The sequence below is a fragment of the Ammonicoccus luteus genome, assembly GCF_050880385.1.
GTDB lineage: Bacteria > Actinomycetota > Actinomycetes > Propionibacteriales > Propionibacteriaceae > Enemella.
On the sequence record NZ_JBNZCI010000001.1, the window covers coordinates 394554 to 413414 of the forward strand.

Genomic DNA, 18861 nt, shown 5'->3' on the forward strand with positions numbered 1-18861 from the left:
CATCAGGCACGAAGAACACATCACGAAGGAACGAACATGACCGAGAACACCCAGAGGGCGGCGCAGGAAGCCATGCAGACCGCTGAGGCCACCATTGCCCGCATCCGCGAGTTCAACGAGAAGCTGATCGAGACTGCCAAGGCTTCCGGCAACGTCGCTCTCGACAGCTATGAGAAGGCTCTCAGGAGCATGCTCGACTTCCAGAAGCAGATGGCGAACGCCAGCCAGGTCGAGTGGCTCAACACCCTGGCCTCCACCCAGGTCCAGTTCGTTCAGGATCTGAGCGACGCCTACACGAAGGCTGCGCGCGACCTGCTTCGCTGACCTTCGCTCAGGATCACAACGGGCCCCGTCGATCAACGACGGGGCCCGTTCTGTGCTCCGCTCAATCGTTGTCCGCGGACTCCCCTGGCCTGTCGCCCTCCGTGCGGCCACCCAGCTGCAGGGCCTGGTTCACCGCCAAGAACGAGCGATAAATCCCCATCAGGCATTCACGCTGGGGCGGACTGAGTTCGGATGCACGTTCGATCGACTTGGCGACCTCCGACGCCCCCGCGCCCGGTGAACGCTCCACCCCGGAGCGTTCATAGAGTTCGTCGACCGTGATGCCCAATGTGGTGGCGATCGCTGCCGTCACGGATTCCGAGGGGGCACGCAGACCGCGCTCGATCTGTGACAAATAGGGATTCGAGATGCCGACCATCTTCGACATCTGGCGCATTGACATCTGCGACAGCTCACGCTGTCGTCGGATGAATGCCCCGAGCATGGACCGCGGTGCCACATCCCTCATTCCTTCACCCTACGCCAACTGACGCTGACCCGGGCTCATGCCTAGCGTTGAGCCAGCACCCCGCCAGCAGACACTCTGTTGCTCATTCCAGCGGTGGCAGACCCTGGGCGGCGGCATGCTCCTCGACCCACAGCGTGAGGGCGGCGATCATGCGATGGCTGCTCGGGTTGTGAGCCTTCTCCGGGACTGCGCCGACGATGTCGCCCCCGGGCTCATAGATGACTGCGTTGCGCGAAAACTGCTCGTGAACGATTCGCCACCCCGACTCGTGCTCGCAAATCAACGACCACACGGTGGGACCCGCGAGCAGCACATTTCGGGCCGACTCATGACGCACGGTCCACGGTCCGCCGGCACTGGTCGAGAACGAGTGGTTCATCTGCCCTCCCTTGCGCCTCTTCATTCTTGCGCGTCGTCATGCAACGCTCATCACCACCCTAACGGCGGGGTTTCCACCCAACTGGCGATGCCCCTGTCCAGCATGGGATATCGACATGTAGATTTGCATCTACGGCCGTGGACGCGGCTGGTCACGCTGAGCACGCAGACAATGCGAGGCAGGAGCAGAGAATGACCAACGATCCCTACACCCCCGAACGTGATGTGAAGGGCCGGAGTGCTGAGCAGGCCGGCGAAGTCAAGGATCATGCACTTCAGGAGGCGACCGACGTCAAGGACCACGCCACCGGTGCCGCCCGTGACGTCGCCCAGACCGCCGGCGCCGAAGCCAAGGCAGTCGCCCGCGACGCACAGCGCGAACTGCGCGGACTGGTCGACAGCGGCCTGACCGAACTGAACAGCCAACTGGGCACAGGCCAGACCCGACTCGCGAGCGGGCTTCGCGAGGTCGTCGCGGAACTCGGCGAGATGGTCCAGGGCAGCCAGCATGACGGCTACGCCACCCAGGCAGCCCGCGAGCTGTCCGGGCGCGGCGAACGACTGGTGGGGTGGCTCGAAACACATGAGCCGAGAGACGCCGTGACCGAGGTGCGGCGTTATGCCTCCCGGAACCCGTGGACGTTCTTGGCGTTGGCAGCAGGAGCCGGCCTTCTCGTGGGCCGTTTCGCTCGCGGGCTGCGGGACGACAACGTCGACGATGAGCCCTATGCGGGTTACGACAGCCGCCGGGGCTACGCGCAGCAGCAGCCTGCCGTCGGGCTCGGGTACGCCGAGCCGCCCACTGGGTCGACTTGGTCTCCGGACCTCGCCGGTGGCACGCAGGCGCAGGGCGGCTACCGTCCGGGAGCCACGGGACAGCCCTACGAGGCCCAGTTCGGTGAGGGCCAGTTCGGTGATCCGGGTGAGCGCCGATGACCGATCGCTTCGACAGCACGGACCCTTTGGCCGGCGCGCAGCACCCTCAGCATGCGCCCGGCACGGGATCCCATGCGTACGACGACGCGGGCCTGTCCCAAGGCCGCTCGATCGATCGGCAACTCGCAGGCGACGACCGGTCGATCGGTGACATCTTCTCCGACCTGACGGCCAATCTGTCCACGCTGATGCGGCAGGAGGTCGCGCTGGCGAAGGCAGAGGTGCGCCAGAGCGCCACCAACGCCGGCAAGGGCGCCGGTCTGCTGGCCGGTGCAGGAGTCGCCGGCCACATGGTCCTGATGTTCCTGTCGCTCGGGCTCTGGTGGCTCATTGCCCACCTGCTCGACTCGACTGACCCCCGGTTCGGGTGGGCCTTCGTGATCGTGGCCGTGATCTGGGCTGTTATCGCGGGCATCCTCGCCGCTGCCGGCAAGTCGTCACTCAACAAGGTCGAGGGAGCTCCTCGGACCGCCGAAACCGTAGGCCAGATCCCCAATGCCCTCAAGGGCGAGGAGGCGAAGAACCGATGACCACCCATAACGATCCCGACGACATCCGTCGCGATATCGAGCGCACCCGCGCACACCTCAGCCAGGACGTCAACGCGCTGGCCGACGAAGCCAAGCCGGGCAACGTGGTCCGACGCCAGGTCGAAGGGGTCAAGGAGGGCGCTCAGAACCTCAAGGAGCGCGTTTTCGGGTCCCCCGACGAGGACGTGTACGGATATCCGCACCAGTCGGGACCGTCGGCGTTGGACCGCGCGCAGCAGTTCGGTGACGATGCCCGCCAGACGGTGCAGGATGCGCCGCGCCAGCTCAAGCGCCGTGCGCGGGGCAACCCTTTGGCCGCGGGCCTTATCGCCTTCGGTGCGGGTGCCCTGCTCGGCAGCCTGATCCCGACGTCACAGCGGGAGCAGCAGCTCGCGAGCGACCTGAAGGACCGGGCACAGCCGGCTGTCGATGCCGTGCAGGCCGCGGCCAAGGATGCTGCGGAACACCTCAAGCCGGAAGCCCAGCAGGCCGCCCAGAGCGTCAAGGAATCCGCTACCCAGTCTGCCCAGTTCGTTGCTGATGAGGGCCGGGTGCAGGCACAGGATGTCCGCGACCACGCGGCCACTTCGGCCCAGGACGTCCGCAGCCACGGCAAGGATGCTGTGCAGGAGGTCCGGGACGAGAGCCAAAAGTCCCCCGGCACGACGGGGCGCGATCCCATCGGCACCGACCCGGAGCTCGTCGATCCGATGCCCGGTGATCCGGTCGCGATCGACCCTGAAGGACGACCGACCCGCCCGGGCATCACCGACCAAGGCGAGTGGCCGACAGGTTCCGAGCCGACACGCTGACCCCGACCGCCAGGTCGGACACACCCACCCACGGGCAAGGTGGTGGCATCATGGCCGGTGTCACCCCTTGCCCGACCAGGAGGTCTTACATGGCCAAGAACCCGTTCATGAGCGCCTATCTGAGTTCGTGGAACAAGATGGCGAACACCGCCCGCGGTTCCATGACCGCCGCGGCGAAGGCGGAACAGAAGAAGGCGGGCAAGCAGATGATGGACGCGTGGTTCGACGCCTTCACGCCGCCGTCGGCATCGAAATCCACCAAGAAGCGCTCGACGGCCAAGAAGTCGACCGCGAAACGGAAGCCGTCCACAGCGAAGAGCCGGCGTACTTCTCGCTGATTTCACTCCGCAACAGCCCGGTGCACAGGCCGCAAAGCCACGCACCGGGCTGTTGACGTCCGGAGGTCGTCCCGGGTCAGCCGCGCCCCATCTGCGAGGAGAAGGCCGCTGCACCACCCGACCGGCGCCGGTTCCCTGATTGCCCGCTGCGTCGACCCGCGCCCGGTTTGGCGGCTCCCCGGCGGCCGCGGCCGCTGCGGTCGGTGTTGTTGGGCACGCTGCGCCTGGTGTTTCCAGCCGGGGTCTGGGGCACGGGGGCGACCCAGCCGCCGGGGAAGGCCCGCTCCCCCGGCGCGAGATCCTGAAGCACGGGATGGCCGACCGCTGCCACGGTCGTCGTCGGCCGGATTCCCGCCTTGCGCATCAGATCACCGACATCTCGACGCTGCTCGTCCGTCATCAAGGTCACCACGGTGCCCGACGCGCCGGCGCGGGCTGTGCGGCCGGATCGGTGAAGGTACGCCTTGTGCTCCGCCGGCGGATCAGCATGCACGACCAGCGACACGTCGTCGACGTGGATGCCACGGGCAGCGATGTCTGTCGCAACGAGGGTCTGGACCGCACCGGAATGAAAGGCATCCATCATGCGGGTCCGGGCGTTCTGGCTCAGGTTGCCGTGCAACTCCACCGCGGGCACTCCCGCGCTGTTGAGCTTTCTGGTCAAGGACTTGGCTCGGTGCTTCGTCCGGGTGAAGATCACCGTGCGGCCCGGTGCTGCAGCCAGGTCCAGGAGCACCTTCGGGTGAGCCTCCTTCGTGACGTGCAGGATGTGATGATCCATCGCGGCGACCGGGGACTGCGCCGAATCGGCCTCGTGGGTCACGGCGCGGCGGAGATAGCGCGTGACCAGACCGTGCACCGCCTTGTCGAGGGTGGCCGAGAACAGCATGCGCTGGCCGGTTGCCGGCGTCCGGTCCAGCAGCCGACGAACCGCGGGCAGGAAGCCGAGATCGGCCATGTGGTCCGCCTCGTCCAGCACGGTGATCTCGATCGCGTCGAGGCTCACGTGGCCCTGTCCGATGAGGTCCTCCAGCCGACCCGGGCAGGCGACGACGATGTCGACGCCCTTGCGAAGAGCGGTCACCTGCGGGTTCTGTCCGACACCGCCGAAGATCGTCCGGCTGGTGAGCCCGGCCGCCTCGGCCAGCGGCAGGAGGGATTCGTTGATCTGGTTCACGAGTTCGCGGGTGGGCGCGAGAATCAGGGCGCGCGGCCGCTTGGGGGTACGCCGACCACCGGTCAGCCGCGCCACCATCGGCAGCAGGAATGCATAGGTCTTGCCCGATCCCGTGCGCCCACGACCGAGCACGTCACGCCCGGCAAGGGAGTCCGGCAGCGTGGCCGCCTGGATGGGAGTGGGGGTAGTGATGCCCCGCGCGGTCAGGACGGCGACAAGGGCAGTGGGCACGCCGAGTGCCCCGAAAGTATCGGAAGACAAGAAGCTCCAATTTGGTGCCGGGTTCTGCTCGACGCGGGACGACCGCGGCGCACGGGCACAGATGAGATGAAGAAGCCCGATGCAGAACACCCAGGCAGCACCAGCCTAGTGCCTCTCCGGGATCCGACCCGCCACCGTGCCGGTTGGCAGACCTCCGCAGCCTCCCACGTCGCTGAGGTGGCCCGCGGCAGCAGCGGCCGAACGTGGGTCGTCCAGGCTCGGCCGCTGATGTCGCTTGTCAGGCGGCGGCGGACACCTTCTTGCGCCGCTTCCGTCGCCCGAAGAGCGAGTCGAGCACCAGCGTGGCGCCGATGCCCAGGAAGGCCACATCCTTCGCGAGTCCGGTGCCCTGCTCGGTCGGCCGGAAGCCGTCCTCCTGGGTCATGCCGGGCGTCCGCAGATACATATTCACCAAGCCGGCACTGAAGGCCGTGAGCCCCAGACCGGCGAGGAAGGACGGCACGAACGGCACGAGGAGCGCCCCGCCGATCGCGATCTCGCCGATCGGCAAGGCCTTGGCGAACGTCTTGTCATCCACCTTCTCGAGCAAGGGCACTCCCGCGGCGCCCATCTGCTTCATGCCGGCGGCCTGTTCCTCGGGCATGCCGAGCTTGGACACGCCTGAGTTCAGGAAGAATGCCCCGGCGGCGAGACGGATGGGCAAATGGCTCAGCTTCATCGTGAAGCTCCCTTCGAGTCGGTGACGCAGCCAGCGTATCCAGCGCCCCCGACGCTCCCACAGGCCCCGGCGCTAATCTCGATCTACCAAAGGTGTGGGGAGACGACCATGGGCGCATCCGGTCAGATCGTGCTCGGCCGCTTGGCCGAGTCCAGCCATCAGGTGGCAGGCGCGGTGGTCGAAGAGGTCCTCCTCCGCCTCGGTCATGACGTCGCGGTCATGGACGGCCTGCACACGGACATGTATGCGGCGCTCGCCGCGGGTGACATTCACCTGTTTGCCACCGGGTGGCTCCCCCACGGCCACGGCATCCTGTGGGCCGGGGTCAAGGACCGGGTCGACGAGGTAGCCACCCTGTTCACCGGCGCGCGATATTTCTGGGCCGTCCCCTGTTACGTTCCCCAGGCACAGGTGGCCGAGCTCGAAGACCTCAGCGACCCGGACGTCGTGGAGGACATGACCACGCTCACGATCGTCGGTTCCACCCCGGCGTCGGGCCTCAACCGCTGGTCCGCCCAACTGATTGAGGCGTACGGCTTGGCCGAAGCCGGCTGGCAGCTCCAACCTGGCAGCGTCGACGAAATCATCGCCACGGTCCGCCGCCGGTTGGGCGCCGGGGACTGGTTCGTGACTCCGACCTGGGTGCCCCACCACCTCAGCGACGTGTTCGACCTGCGCCGGCTGGACGATCCCCGCCGCGTCTTCCCACCACCCGATCGCGCCTCGCTGCTGGGCCACCGGGAATCAGTCGCCCTCCTGCCGGAGCGAACAAGGAGGGTGCTCGGGCGTGTCCGTTTAACCGTCGACGACGTCAACGAGATGGACAGTCTGGTCAATCTTGACGGTTTGGATCCGCTCGTGGCCGCCAGGGAGTGGATGGACGAGCGGGACAGCTTGGTGCGGTGCTGGCTGGCGTGAAGATCAGGGCTCGATGGAGATCTGATAGACCCAGCTGGCGGCGTTGCTGTCGTCCTTCACTTCGCCCCAGCCCTCGCACTCGGGATGCATGCCGAGCTTCTTGATGAGCGCCGTGACCACGTCGTCGACGGGAGTGCCGGCGGGCGCAGTGGCCTCGAGATGCTGGGTGCCGTCCCGCTGCCGGGATTTCGCGATGATCTTCACGTCCATCCTTCGAGTCTAGGAGGGTACGCAGGGCTGCGCCCGGGCGGGCGCTGAGATCCGGCTCACGCGGGCGTGCACCCGGGGCGTACGCACGGCCGGCGGCGCGCAGAGTGGCACACACGGACCAAACTGACTGCTGGTAACCCTACTCTTACGTTAGGGTAGGGTTGTCCGCTTGAATCCCCTGACGCCAGCTCTCCCCCGCGAAGGATCCCCCATGCCCCGTGTCGACCAGCAGCGCGCCGGACGCACCCCGTGGAAAGCGACATCCGGTGACCCCGTCACCCATGACACCCCTCCCCGCATCCCCGCCGAACGCTGGTGGGTCGAGAAGCTGGCCCGGCGTTATCCGATCGTCGACATCATCAGAGAGGATCGGCAGACTAACGGTGGGTTCAGCCAGCCCGGGTGTCAGGCGGTCCTGTTCCACCGGCTGGCCAACTGGGCCGAGTCGGGAAACGCTCCTTGGGCGCTCCGAGGTCCCGTGCGGACGCTGGCCAAGTGGGGCGGACGGGTGAGCAGGATGGTGTACGGCATCGAGCTCCCGGCCGAGGTCACCCTCGGACGACGGGTGCGGATCGCCCATCAGAGCGGGATCGTGATCCACCCGGACGCCGTGATCGACGACGACGTGCTGATCCGCCAGAACGTCACCATCGGCCTCCGCGGGGACAACGACGAGGGTGAGCCCCACGCCGTGCCACACATTCATCGCGGGGTCTCTCTCGGGGCCGGCGCCGTCGTGGTCGGTCCGATCGACATCGGTCCGGCGGCGACCGTGGGGGCGAACGCGGTGGTGACGGCCGACGTGCCTGCCGGCGGCAAAGCAGTGGCTCCCAGGAGTCGGATTCACGCCCCTGCACGACGTGGACCCGAGTTCCGAGTGGTCAGCGGCTGAACGCGGCCTCAGCCTGCGTCGGTGGTCGGGGAAGAACCCGGGACCTTGGTCGCCGTCCGCAACCGCCTGGTGAGGCTTCTGGCGAGACTCACGCGCTCCTCGAGGGCTCGCAGCCTCTTCTTCACCGTCGCGTGAGCGTCCTCGAGAGAACCCGAACCCTCGGGTGGCTCCGCGCCGGTTTCCGCAGCGCGGCAGACGTCGACGATGGGCAGGATCTCGTCCAGGGACAGGTCCATCACGCGCAGCATCATGACGAGACGCAGGCGTTCGACGGCTTCGGCGCCGAACACTCGGAACCCCCCGGCGGTGCGACTGTCGGCCTTGACCAGGCCCAACTCCTCGTAGTGCCGGATGGACCGCAGGCTCAGCCCGGTCAGCTCCGCGACGTCGCCGATGAGGAGAGGTCCGTCCGGGACGGGGCCCGTCGGAGGAATCGTCAACAATGTGGGCTCCAGACCACTTGCCCCCCATTCACCTTCTGACAAGGCAATTTAATTGTCGGGCTGACAGGATTTGAACCTGCGATCCCTTGGAGGATCCGGTCGATTTCCGGTCTCCGCCGGTTGTCTCGGGAATTCGCGGGTGCCCTTCTGTTACAGGGAACCGGGCGGTTCGCTTGGTCTGAGTGTAGCGGGTTGGTGGTGGGTTGTGGCGGATCGTTCGGGTGAGCATCTGGTGGGCGGCGGCGCAAGAAGCCCTATTAGGAAGTACCGCTTCAGGCCAGCTCCTGACGGCGTAACTCGGCCAGTACAGCGAGGATGACGTCGTGACGGCCGCAGCGCTCATCGCCACGGCTGCCGGCGGTTTCAGTCCAGATCTTGGTTCAGTTGGGCCCGTTCGTCCTCGCGGACGGCATCGCGTTCGTAGGACTCTGCAAGGGCGCGCAGGATGCGCGCAGTTCGGGGCCAATGCGCCTGGACCGCCAGACTCCATTGCTTGTACTGCTCAGCCAGCGTTCGCTCCTGGCTGCCGCCGTCGTGGACACCACGCCAGGTGACACCGCGGCTGTTCAGTCGGCCGGTGATTGCACCGTTCTCTAGGTCGCGACTCCCGATTGACTCGATGAGATCTCGAACTGGGGCGGGCGGCCAGATTCCGTCAGCGTCGACCGGTGCGTGAGCAAAGGTTTGGCCAATCAGTTCGTCACCGATGTCCGCTCGGTCAAGGTCGGATAGTTGCAAACGAGCCTGCTTAGTCCACTCCTGCATCGCAGCTTGATCAAGTGTGCCGTCCTCCTGTCGTCCCGGGAAGCCGTGCCAACCGCGAAGGACCCACCAGGCGTGCTCAGTTAGCGGATCCGCACTCTTGCTCTGACGGTGAGGCTCGTTTGCACCCCGGAACGTGCGTTGAACGAGATCAACGAACAGGGCAGGGTCCGAGGCGAGAGCCTGGTTAAGGGCGCGTGGTTCGCGGTCGTGCTGGAGGAGCCTGAAATAGCCGAATTCCAGAGATGCGAGGTCGGCAACCGGCACGTCGGCTGCGGCTAGGTAATCCAGCAATGTCCCGACATAGTGGCCGGTCATCTGTGACATTCCCGCCCGCCCTGGGTCCTGGGTAATCGCTGCGCGCAAGACGGATAGGACTAGCGTTGTGCTTGGGAGATGCCTCTTCTGGTCTGCCGTCGGGTTGAAGATGCCGTGGCTCGCGATCGCAATCGCCGACCAAGCTCGGGCTCGCCCAAGGAGCAACTCGATGGCTTTGGTGAGATCTTCATGGGGAACGAACTCGAACGGCGCCTCGGACCAGAAGAGATCTTCAACAACTGGGAACTCGCGGAGAACCTCCCAGAGCCGGCTATCAGTCGGGACGTTGAGCACGAACTTTTTCATGGCCTCGCTCTCCACGTCGCCCCGTTCGAGTGCTCGCCTGAGATCCGTTGGTCCATCGACGATGAGACGGCTACGGACCCACGCTGTCGCGGCTTCCTGAAGCGCTGTGTTATCCGATGCCAGCCAGTCCAGCATGGTGTCGAGAGCATCAATCGGCTCGTAGGTTGACAGAGTCCAGCCGACCTGTGTTGGAGCCTCAGCACGGACCGCTACTGCGCCGAGCTGTTCCCACGCGTCGGGGCGGGCAAACAGAACGTCAAGTGCTTCGCGCCGTTTGGCTTCCAGCGCTGTCCGGTAGTGCTCGTAGTCGTTCCGGTCTGCACCCGACAGGTCCGGGTGCCAATTGAAGAGATACGCGAACCGGCGGAGGTCATCAGCAGGTTGGAGCAATTCGGCCAGTTCGTGTAAGCGGGCAAGTCGCTCCGCTGGCAGTGCCCAGTCCGCGTCTTGGAAACGCTCGTGCCGCGCTGCGGTCTCTCGGACCTTTTCGAACAGGGCCAGTCGAATGTCCTCATCCAAGTCGCCGCGCGATGCCTCGTCGTCGAGAAACTCGATGATCCGATTCGCTTCGTCCTGGCCGACCGTGGACAGCGCTTCCACAAGCCATGGGAGGGCGGTGCGATCTGCCTTGGCCCATTCGATTGCTCGGTCGACCAGGCTCGTCGCGAAAGCGAACCATTCGCTGTTCAGCATCCGGTCGCTGGGGGGCTTCCAGAGTTGATAGCGCGGCTCGTTGGGTGGCGAGACCCAGGCATTGCTGTCGGGCCACAGGGCCTTGAGTAAAGCCCAGCCTGTCGTCTCACTCACGATCCGGCAGGCATCGAGCGCTTGGAGTCGGGTCGCAAGATCTGCGCCAGTGTTCCGAATCCATCCGCAAAGGACGGTCGACATGCTTGCGAGTGGATTGTTGCCCGAGTTCTTCGGCAGTTCGTAGCGGCAGAGTTCGGTCAGAATCTGAGTTGCGCGAACGAGGTGGTCGGGCGACCAGCAGAGCACTTCCAAGGCCCACAACAGGTGATGCTGTTGACCCGACGGCCCCAGTGCCAGCGGATCGTCACTGGCCTGGAACATGCGGCCTACGGTTGGGTTTCTGGTTGCAAGGTCATCTTCCAGTGCCGAAAGGAAGGCGTCTGGAGCGGCCTCGGCAAGAAGTGGGAGCACGTCGGCGATTGCGCCCCAAGTGTGACCCTCGGAGCCGGTAGTGACCTGACGCAGCATGGCGCGCACGACTCGTTCGGCCACTGAGGATGCGAGATTGGTGTCACCGGGCCCTGACTCGATCGCTCCCGCCAGGGCGAGGCTCTCGGCGATACCGTGCCTCAGGGCAGGCGAGTAGGTTCTGCGCTGCCCCATCAATTGGGCGGCGATCCGCTCGTGCGAACTGAGGCCTTCATATGGATTTGGGTCTAGGAGAACGCTGGTTGCGATCTCTGCCCATCGCGACGCCAGTTCTGATGACACTAGGTTGCCAAACTCGAGGAACGCCTCCTCCAGGGAGGTGAATACAAAGACGTTTCGCACGCTCCGGATCGCCGGATCGGGTCCGCGGCTGGCGTCGGCGATAGCGCGCTGTAGGTCGACTGAGGGGACGGCGGCCAGTTCACTCAGGACTCGCAGATCCTCGGGTCGATCGGTCCACCGACTGGCCAGCATCAGTGCGGCGAGCGTGGCGGCCAGCGGCGGCTGAGACCACGTTGGCTGCTGTACGCGAGGGGAGCGCGAAAGCCGCCGGGCCAATGCGGGCATGCTCCGACGAGCAAGTACCGCGAGGCGATCGGCTTGGCGCCATTCTGCGTCACCTGCTCTGAATGCCTCGGCCGCCTCGTTCCGGCCAACCCTCGGCAGGCGGATGTCGAAACTACGGCGCATGGCAGAGCCGCTATCGACGATAGAGACGACATGCCTACCGCTAGCGAGGGCGCGGGCTACGTCTGCATTGTCGAAGTCGGGCACCAAAATTCCAGGCCCTGGGAGAGCCACTACTCGATCCCAGACGCCTGTTGACCGGACGATTGTGACCGTGCCAGGCTCACTCGACTTATCGTCCTCTGGCGTGAGGCACGCGTGCAAGAACCCCAAGGCGTCGTCGACCCACTCCGCTTGGATCGACGTAACCCTCGGTTCGTCACTAAGCAGGGAACGCAGTCGCTGCGCCTCCTTAGCTCGCCCGGCGACGAAGAGATTCAGCGGAAGAGCTGGTTCGGTAGCAGCGGAGAAACGGTCCCACCATGTCTCCAGAGTCAGCGCGTCCCCGGGGCGAAGACCAAGCATTTCCGAGATCCACAGGTGTGCGGCGGGCGCAACCTGCAGCCAAGCTTCGAGGTCATCCGCATCGAGGACGAAGACATCCTTGAAGAGTTTCTCGGCTCGTCGCTCGGCGGCCCACGAGTCCTTGCCCTGCCATCGACGAACTGTTACGAAGACGAAGGTGACATCTTGCGATGCCTCGCCCTTTCGTCCGTCGTAGTCCTTGGTGGCTTTGCGCTTAGAGTCCCTGTCGGTGCCGAACTCGAACCAGATCTGCCCTGCCGGCAGCAAGTGCGTCCGGCCCTCGAGGGTCGCCACCCCGTCCTTGCCGGCCAGGGCAACCCCATCGCCTGTCCGAATTGAGATCTGGCCAGCCCCGGGGGTCTCGAACAACAGCCTACGCACCAACTCCGGAAGCCGATCCTGAGCTTCGCGAGCGTTGGTCTCGGGCCACAGCGCGAGCTGGCTCGCAGTCGCATATTCGGGACTGGCGATTCGTCGTTCGGCAGCAAGGCTCACGGCCGGCGCGCCCCGTTGTGCTTTGAGTCGCTCCACGTCGCTCGCACGGAACCTGTAGAACGACGTCCCCGGCACCCGCGCATCCGGGAGCAATCCTCGCTTGGCATACGACCGCACGGTGTTCTCGTGCACGGCCAGTCGCCTGGCTGTCTCGCGCACGTTCAGAAACTCAGGAGCAGCATCATTCACACCAACAGCTTACATGCATGTAGACTTTGTGCACTTGATGGCGACGAGCTTGGTGTCGGGAAACAGAGGACTGGACGTGGATACGGTGAGCGAGGCAATTGACCCGTCGTGGTGGGAGGACGTGCTGGCGGCGTCGGTTGATGCGCACCACCTCTGTCACCACCGCCACCCGATACGGCGACCCGGCGGGCACGTTGACCGAAAACGGCATGGTCTACACCGTCCGGCTGGCCGGCCGCGGCCGGGCCGGGGACGGACCCACCTCGAAACCGAACTCCGATCACCCGGAAAGAACGGGCACCCGAACCACCCCCAGACCCAGGGCGAGGTCGAACGGTTCCCGCAAACCCTCCAGTTCACCGACCACCTACACAAAAAATAGCTCGAACCTACAAAACATAGGTTCGAGCTATTCCAATGTCCTGCGACATCACAATGGTCGGGCTGACAGGATTTGAACCTGCGACCCCTTGACCCCCAGTCAAGTGCGCTACCAAGCTGCGCTACAGCCCGTTATTGGTGTTGTGCGTCGCCCCCTTGCGGGGTCAACCGGATGAACCTTACACGAAGGCGGCCCGGTTGCTCAAAATCCTTCGCGGCCGGTCGGACCTTTGCCTTTCCGGGTCGAAACCGGTCCCCTTCCAGTACCGACATATCGACTGTTGATGACACGGTTCGACTAGCGTGGACACACCGAGCCGAAGGAGTCCACGATGACCGATTCCCCCACGAGCCCCGACGAGCACGCGATCACGACGGAGGCACACGAGGTGCCCGTGTCGGCTCTCACCCCCGACGCAGTCACCGGCGGCGACATTCTCGTCGAGGTCATGCGCGCGGCAGGCGTGGAGGTGGCGTTCGGGGTCATCAGCATTCACAACCTCCCCCTGGTCGAGGCGGTCGACCGTGAGCTGCGCTTCGTTCCGGTCCGTCACGAGGCGGCGGCGATCAACGCGGCGGACGGGTACGCCCGGGCCACCGGTGGCATCGGTGTCGCGATCACGTCGACCGGGACGGGCGCCGGCAACGCGGCCGGCGCGATGCTCGAGGCACTCACGGCCCAGAGCCCGGTGCTGCACGTGACCGGCAACATCAACGCGGAGCTCATCGGCGAGGGAAAGGGCGCCTACCACGAGGTGCCCCGTCAGCTCGCGATGCTCCAGTCGGTCTCCTCCCATGCGATGCGGATCGAGACGGCGCGCCAGCCCCGCGCGGTCCTTACCGACGCACTTCGGTTGTTGCGCACCGCGCCGACCGGTCCCGTGAGCGTGGACTGGCCCATCGACCTGCAATACACCGCCGATCCCGAAGCCCAGAACAAGATCGATGAGCGCGATCCGCAGCCACGCGCCGGAGCCCGGCGAGATCTGGAGCGAGCCGCGGCCGTTCTGCAAGAGGCGCGGCGCCCGCTGATCTGGGCCGGGGGCGGAGCGCGGCGCGTCGGGCCGACCCTCGTCGCGCTGGCCGAGGCCTGGGGAGCCGGCGTACTCACCGGCGCAAACGGCCGCGGTTCCATCCCCGAGGACCATCCGCTCTGCATTGGCAACTTCGCCGCCGACGAGGCCCTCGCCGACCTGCTCGCGGACGCTGATTGCCTGCTCACGATCGGCAGCCACCTGCGTGGCAACGAGACCCGCAACTTCGAGTTGCCGCTGCCCGCCACGCATGTCCAGATCGATGTCGATCCCGACGCCCTGGGACGCAACTATCCGGTCAGCGTCGGACTGCACGCGGACGCCCGGGTGGTGGTCCCTGCGCTGCTGGAGGCGCTCGGCGAGGCAGAGATTCCCGGGACGGATGACGACTGGGGGGCGCGCGTGGCGCAGGCCGCAGCTGCCGCCCGCAAGTCCCACCGCAAGGACATCGGCGCGTACGCCCAGATCTGCGACTCCCTCCGCAAGCGTCTCCCCCGCCGGTCGCCGATCGTGCGCGACGTCTCGATCCCGGGCAGCTCGTGGGGCAATCGATTGCTGGCGGTGTTCGATCCGACCGACAATCTGTACGCCGCGGGTGGCGGCATCGGCCAGGGCCTCGCCATGGCGATCGGGGCAGCCGTGGGCCGACCGGATCAGCCGGTGCTGGCGATGATCGGCGACGGTGGCCTGGCGGTGCACCTGGGCGAACTCGCCGTGCTCGCGGCCGAGCGTCCCGACGTCGTGGTGGTGCTCTTCAACGACGGCGGCTACGGGGTGCTCCGCAACATGCAGACCGCGGCCCATCGTCCCCAGCGTGCCGTCGATCTGCACACCCCCGACTTCGAACGGCTCGCGGAGTCGTTCGGGCTCAAGCACCGTCACGTCGCGAGTGCAGAGGACTTCGACAAGGCGCTGAAGAAGGCGTTGAAGAAGGGCGGCCCCTCGATCCTCGAGATCGACGTGACGGCCCTGCGTCCGCGTCCGGCCGATCTCGTGCCCCCGGCCGAAGTGCCCTAGCCGCCGGCCCGGTGGAGGAAGAGCACGGCGTCGTCGGTGTCGAAACCCAGCCCACGCATCGCCTTCAGATAGTCGAGCGCCAGTTCTAGCCCCCGCGCCTCGGCGTTCCCGTCGAAGCGCTCGGCGATCATGGTGCCCCGGCGACCGGCCGTGTGCACCCAGCCGCCAGCCTCGAGTTCCCGATAGGCCTTGGCGACGGTGTTGGGCGCGAGGCCCAGCTGGTCGGCGAGCCGGCGTACGCTCGGCAGGCGCTCCCCCGGCACCCACGCGCCCGACTCGATCCGCGTCACCACGAACGCACGCAGTTCCTCCGACGTGCCGATCGGTCCCTCGATGTGCAGCATGCGGGCATTCTCCCAGCGCCCCGGCATAGTGAGTGCCGTGAGTGGATATGTTCCCCTGGCCGGCGCCATCCTCGTCGAGGTCATCGCGACCCTTTCCCTGCGCGGTGCGACGCGCCAGGGACACTGGTGGCAGTGGCTGATCGTGGTGATCGGCTATGCCTCCGCCTTCGCGCTGCTGGCGCTCGCCCTGCGGACGATCGGGGTGGGTCCGGCGTACGCGCTGTGGTCAGGGCTCGGCACGGCAGGGATCGCGATCGCCGGTTGGTTCGTGTTCGGGGAACGGCTCACCATGCCGGCGATTCTGGGCATTGCGCTGATCATTGCCGGCGTGGTGCTGATCGAGCTCGGGGGACGCCAGGGCGCGGCGCAGCCCTGATCAGCGGTTCTTGCGCTTCTCCCGCGCCCGCATCTCGACGTGCACCGGCGTGCCGGTGAAGTCGAACTCCTCCCGCAGGCGACGTTCGACGAACCGCAAATAGCCGTCGTCGAGCTTGCCGGAGGTGAACAGCACGAACGTCGGCGGACGGTTCTGGGCCTGTGTGCCGAACAGGATCCGCGGCTGCTTGCCCCCGCGCACCGGGTGCGGGTGGGAGGCGACGAGGCGGCCGAGGAAGGCGTTGAGTTTTCCGGTGGGTACGCGGGTTTCCCAGCCCTCCAGCGCCTGCTCGATCGCAGGTCCCAGCCGGTGGACGCCGCGACCGGTCTGGGCCGAGATATTGACCTTCGCGGCCCACGCGAAGCCATAGAGCTCGCGCTCGATCTCGCGGTCGAGATAGTACCGGCGCTCCTCGTCGGTGAGGTCCCACTTGTTGAAGGCGACGACGAGCGCTCGGCCGGCGTCCTCGACCATCGACAGGATGCGGAGGTCCTGCTCGGTCACCGGCTCGGAGGCCTCGATGAGCACGACACAGCACTCGGCGCGTTCGATGGCGCGGTGCGTGCGGAGCGACGCATAGTACTCATGCCCCGACGCCTCCTTCACCCGCCGCCGAATCCCGGCCGTGTCGATGAAGCGATAGACCTTGCCGTCGACCTCGACGAGTTCATCCACCGGGTCGACGGTGGTGCCGGCGACGTTGTCCACCACGGAGCGCTGCTGCCCGGCGAGCTTGTTGAGCAGGGACGACTTGCCGACGTTGGGCTTGCCGACAAGTGCGACCCGGTGCGGGCCACCGAGCTCCACGTCGAAGGACTCCTTCGGGGCTTCCGGGAGGGCCTCGAGGACGGCATCGAGCAGATCACCGGTGCCCCGCCCGTGCAAGGCGGAGACCGCCCACGGCTGCCCGAGACCGAGATTCCACATCGCGGCCGCCTCGGCCTCGGTGCGCTGGTCGTCGACCTTGTTGGCCGCGAGCACAACCGGCTTCCTGGACTTCCGCAGGATGCGGACCACGGCTTCGTCCTCGTCGACGGTGCCGACCGTGGCGTCCACCACGAACAACACCGCATCGGCGGCCTCGATCGCCAGCTCGGCCTGTTCCGCGATCTGTGCGGCGAGGCCCTGGGCGTCGGAGACCCAGCCGCCAGTGTCCACGAGCACGAACTCGCGGCCGTTCCAGTTGGCGTCATAGGAGACCCGGTCGCGGGTCACGCCCGGCACGTCCTGCACGACCGCGGCCTGCCGGCGGATGATGCGGTTGACGAGCGTGGACTTGCCAACGTTGGGCCGCCCGACGACGGCCACGACCGGTTTGATGGTGGCGCGCTCGTCGTCCTCGACGGCCTCGTCGGTTCCGAAATCGGTCATGTCCGCCCTCTCAATCCATGCGTCCGGGCGGTCCGCTCACGCAGCAGCGGCGACCTTCGACGCGGGTACGCCCGGGAGTGCCATCCCGGTCAGGACCTCCGCCCGCGCGACGTGGGCAGCCAACTGGCGGCGTACTTCCTCCGTGCGCGCCGTGACCACCTGCTGACGCCGGGGCCAGGGGGTCCGGTCGATGGCAATCGGTTCACCGTACACGATATGCATCTCCGCACCCCGCCGCGGCACGTCCTTGATCGACTGACCGGGCTCCCGCGTGCCGAGCAGCGCCACGGGAATGATGGGCGCGCCGGTGACCATCGCGAGGTACGCCGCACCTCCGCGGATGCGCGCCATGTCTCCGATGTCCCGCCCGCCTTCGGGGAAGATCCCCAGGAAGTGGCCCTCATGGAGCACCTTCACCGCCCGCCGCAGCGCGCGCGTGTCGATCTCCCGCTGATGCACCGGGATCTGGCCGGCTGCCTGGAGGAGCCGACCCACGCGTCCCTCGAACAGGTCCGACTTCGCCAGCGCGAACGTGGCGCGCGGGGTCATCGTCACCAGCAACGGACCGTCGAGGACACCGATGTGGTTCGCGGCCAGGATCGCCGGGCCGTTCGTCGGCAGGTGCTCCAGACCGTGCAGACGGATCCGCCACTGGCGTCGGAACAGCCAGGCCGCCGTGCCGCGGACCGAGCGGAGCACGCCGATCCGGTTGGCGGGCAGGTCCGGGGACAGGACCGGCAGGTGAGTGGGGTTGGCCACCGGCGAAGCGCTGGCGCCAGGCAGCGGGACGGGCACAGCCAGGTCGAGACGATCACTCACAAGCACTCCTGTCGGTCAGTGGATCAGGTGGCCTGCGCCAGCGCGCAGATCCGGTCGATCACCTCAGGCAGGCTGAGGTGGGTCGAATCAACTACGGTCACGCCCGGAGCCGCCTCGGTGAAGGCGGCCACGGTCGAGTCATCGGCATCACGGCGGATGACCTGGTCGGTGACCTGCGCCTGGTCGGCCTTCTCCCCCAATTCCGCAGCTCGGCGGGCGATGCGGGCGGCGGGGTCGGCGACGAGCAGCACGCGGATGGGCGCCTCCGGTGCAACGACGGTCGTGATGTCCCGGCCCTCGGCGACGATGCCGTGCGGGGCGCCGGCGATGAGCGCGCGCTGCAGGGCGATCAGGATGTCGCGGACCGCCTGGATGGTCGCGACCCGCGACACGGTGGCGGAGATGCGGGGTTCGCGGATGGCCTCGGTCACATCGTTGCCGTCGATCGCGATGGTGAACGAGGTCGGGTCGAGGCTGATCTCCAGGTCCGCGGCGCGGATCGCGTCCACGATGTCGGCGGGCTCCGTCAGGTCGCGCTCGGCCACGAGCCAGGCGGCTGCGCGATACATCGCTCCCGTGTCCAGATAGGCCAGACCCAGCCGCTCGGCCACGCCACGAGCGGTGCTCGACTTGCCCGATCCACTCGGGCCGTCGATCGCCACGATCAACGGCTTCTCCACGTCGGTCACCATATGCATCTCCTCACCAGCGAAACGGCCCGCAGACGGGCCCGTGACGATATGTCACGCAACGTTCAACGCTAGTACGGATAGGTGTTCCAGCGCGCTCCCCCGCGCGTTTCCCGGACGTC

20 protein-coding genes and 1 tRNA gene are annotated in these 18861 nt (G+C 66.7%); 9 read left to right on the forward strand and 12 right to left on the reverse strand.

The features are described from left to right. Positions 1-36 precede the first annotated feature (36 nt). The gene (locus ACQ260_RS01850) at positions 37-324 is read left to right on the forward strand and encodes a hypothetical protein (RefSeq protein ID WP_432557695.1); all 288 of its coding nucleotides are present in this window, start codon (positions 37-39) and stop codon (positions 322-324) included. 61 nt (positions 325-385) lie between these two features. Here ACQ260_RS01850 and ACQ260_RS01855 read toward each other — a convergent pair whose 3' ends face one another. Together ACQ260_RS01855 and ACQ260_RS01860 are read right to left on the reverse strand one after the other, a co-directional pair. Continuing rightward, the gene (locus ACQ260_RS01855; protein ID WP_432557696.1) at positions 386-793 is read right to left on the reverse strand and encodes a helix-turn-helix domain-containing protein; all 408 of its coding nucleotides are present in this window, start codon (positions 791-793) and stop codon (positions 386-388) included. Between the two features lie 82 nt (positions 794-875). Beyond that, a complete protein-coding gene (locus tag ACQ260_RS01860) occupies positions 876-1172 on the reverse strand; it encodes a hypothetical protein (RefSeq protein WP_432557697.1) in 297 nt (98 codons plus the stop codon). Between the two features lie 191 nt (positions 1173-1363). Here ACQ260_RS01860 and ACQ260_RS01865 point away from each other — a divergent pair, with 191 nt between their 5' ends. The 4 genes from ACQ260_RS01865 to ACQ260_RS01880 all read left to right on the forward strand — a co-directional run bounded on the left by ACQ260_RS01865 (position 1364) and on the right by ACQ260_RS01880 (position 3787). After that, positions 1364-2107, forward strand: coding sequence for a hypothetical protein (locus ACQ260_RS01865; protein ID WP_432557698.1), 744 nt, complete (start codon positions 1364-1366; stop codon positions 2105-2107). Further along, entirely contained in the window at positions 2104-2637 is a 534-nt protein-coding gene (locus ACQ260_RS01870; protein WP_432557699.1) for a phage holin family protein, read from the forward strand. Before ACQ260_RS01865 ends, ACQ260_RS01870 begins: the two co-directional genes overlap by 4 nt. Continuing rightward, positions 2634-3449, forward strand: a complete 816-nt coding sequence (locus ACQ260_RS01875) for a DUF3618 domain-containing protein (RefSeq protein ID WP_432557700.1) — start codon at positions 2634-2636, stop codon at positions 3447-3449. The genes ACQ260_RS01870 and ACQ260_RS01875 overlap by 4 nt, the downstream gene beginning before the upstream one ends. A gap of 89 nt (positions 3450-3538) precedes the next feature. Continuing rightward, entirely contained in the window at positions 3539-3787 is a 249-nt protein-coding gene (locus ACQ260_RS01880) for a hypothetical protein (RefSeq protein ID WP_432557701.1), read from the forward strand. A gap of 76 nt (positions 3788-3863) precedes the next feature. On the opposite strand, the gene ACQ260_RS01885 is transcribed toward ACQ260_RS01880, so the two are convergent. After that, entirely contained in the window at positions 3864-5225 is a 1362-nt protein-coding gene (locus tag ACQ260_RS01885; protein ID WP_432557702.1) for a DEAD/DEAH box helicase, read from the reverse strand. Between the two features lie 238 nt (positions 5226-5463). Beyond that, complete coding sequence (locus ACQ260_RS01890; RefSeq protein WP_432557703.1) at positions 5464-5904, reverse strand: MauE/DoxX family redox-associated membrane protein; 441 nt, start codon at positions 5902-5904, stop codon at positions 5464-5466. Positions 5905-6012: 108 nt separating this feature from the next. Here ACQ260_RS01890 and ACQ260_RS01895 point away from each other — a divergent pair, with 108 nt between their 5' ends. Then, positions 6013-6822: a glycine betaine ABC transporter substrate-binding protein gene (locus ACQ260_RS01895; RefSeq protein ID WP_432557704.1), complete on the forward strand. Its 810-nt coding sequence runs from the start codon at positions 6013-6015 to the stop codon at positions 6820-6822. A gap of 3 nt (positions 6823-6825) precedes the next feature. On the opposite strand, the gene ACQ260_RS01900 is transcribed toward ACQ260_RS01895, so the two are convergent. Further along, complete coding sequence (locus ACQ260_RS01900) at positions 6826-7032, reverse strand: hypothetical protein (RefSeq protein ID WP_432557705.1); 207 nt, start codon at positions 7030-7032, stop codon at positions 6826-6828. Positions 7033-7243: 211 nt separating this feature from the next. Between ACQ260_RS01900 and ACQ260_RS01905 the strand changes: the two genes are divergently transcribed. Next, positions 7244-7924 (forward strand): serine O-acetyltransferase, encoded by a 681-nt coding sequence (locus ACQ260_RS01905; protein ID WP_432557706.1) that lies wholly within the window; start codon positions 7244-7246, stop codon positions 7922-7924. An 8-nt stretch (positions 7925-7932) separates the two neighbouring features. Here ACQ260_RS01905 and ACQ260_RS01910 read toward each other — a convergent pair whose 3' ends face one another. The 3 genes from ACQ260_RS01910 to ACQ260_RS01920 all read right to left on the reverse strand — a co-directional run bounded on the left by ACQ260_RS01910 (position 7933) and on the right by ACQ260_RS01920 (position 13221). Beyond that, the gene (locus ACQ260_RS01910) at positions 7933-8364 is read right to left on the reverse strand and encodes a helix-turn-helix domain-containing protein (RefSeq protein WP_432557707.1); all 432 of its coding nucleotides are present in this window, start codon (positions 8362-8364) and stop codon (positions 7933-7935) included. A 366-nt stretch (positions 8365-8730) separates the two neighbouring features. Then, positions 8731-12708, reverse strand: coding sequence for a helix-turn-helix domain-containing protein (locus tag ACQ260_RS01915; RefSeq protein WP_432557708.1), 3978 nt, complete (start codon positions 12706-12708; stop codon positions 8731-8733). 436 nt (positions 12709-13144) lie between these two features. After that, positions 13145-13221: transfer RNA gene (locus tag ACQ260_RS01920), tRNA-Pro, on the reverse strand. A 200-nt stretch (positions 13222-13421) separates the two neighbouring features. On the opposite strand from ACQ260_RS01920, the gene ACQ260_RS01925 reads away from it, so the two are divergent. Continuing rightward, positions 13422-15140 (forward strand): thiamine pyrophosphate-binding protein, encoded by a 1719-nt coding sequence (locus tag ACQ260_RS01925; protein ID WP_432557709.1) that lies wholly within the window; start codon positions 13422-13424, stop codon positions 15138-15140. Here the strand turns inward: ACQ260_RS01925 and ACQ260_RS01930 are convergent. Continuing rightward, positions 15137-15484 carry a GntR family transcriptional regulator gene (locus tag ACQ260_RS01930; RefSeq protein WP_432557710.1) on the reverse strand — a complete coding sequence of 116 codons (348 nt, stop codon included), beginning with the start codon at positions 15482-15484 and terminating at the stop codon, positions 15137-15139. The genes ACQ260_RS01925 and ACQ260_RS01930 overlap by 4 nt on opposite strands. Positions 15485-15521: 37 nt before the next feature. Here ACQ260_RS01930 and ACQ260_RS01935 point away from each other — a divergent pair, with 37 nt between their 5' ends. After that, positions 15522-15860 (forward strand): DMT family transporter, encoded by a 339-nt coding sequence (locus ACQ260_RS01935; RefSeq protein ID WP_432557711.1) that lies wholly within the window; start codon positions 15522-15524, stop codon positions 15858-15860. On the opposite strand, the gene der is transcribed toward ACQ260_RS01935, so the two are convergent. The 3 genes from der to cmk are packed head-to-tail and all read right to left on the reverse strand — an operon-like array spanning position 15861 to position 18742. Continuing rightward, complete coding sequence (der, locus tag ACQ260_RS01940) at positions 15861-17246, reverse strand: ribosome biogenesis GTPase Der (RefSeq protein WP_432558347.1); 1386 nt, start codon at positions 17244-17246, stop codon at positions 15861-15863. 21 nt (positions 17247-17267) lie between these two features. Further along, complete coding sequence (locus tag ACQ260_RS01945; RefSeq protein WP_432557712.1) at positions 17268-18050, reverse strand: lysophospholipid acyltransferase family protein; 783 nt, start codon at positions 18048-18050, stop codon at positions 17268-17270. 23 nt (positions 18051-18073) lie between these two features. Next, positions 18074-18742 (reverse strand): (d)CMP kinase, encoded by a 669-nt coding sequence (gene cmk, locus ACQ260_RS01950; RefSeq protein ID WP_432557713.1) that lies wholly within the window; start codon positions 18740-18742, stop codon positions 18074-18076. Positions 18743-18861: the final 119 nt, after the last annotated feature.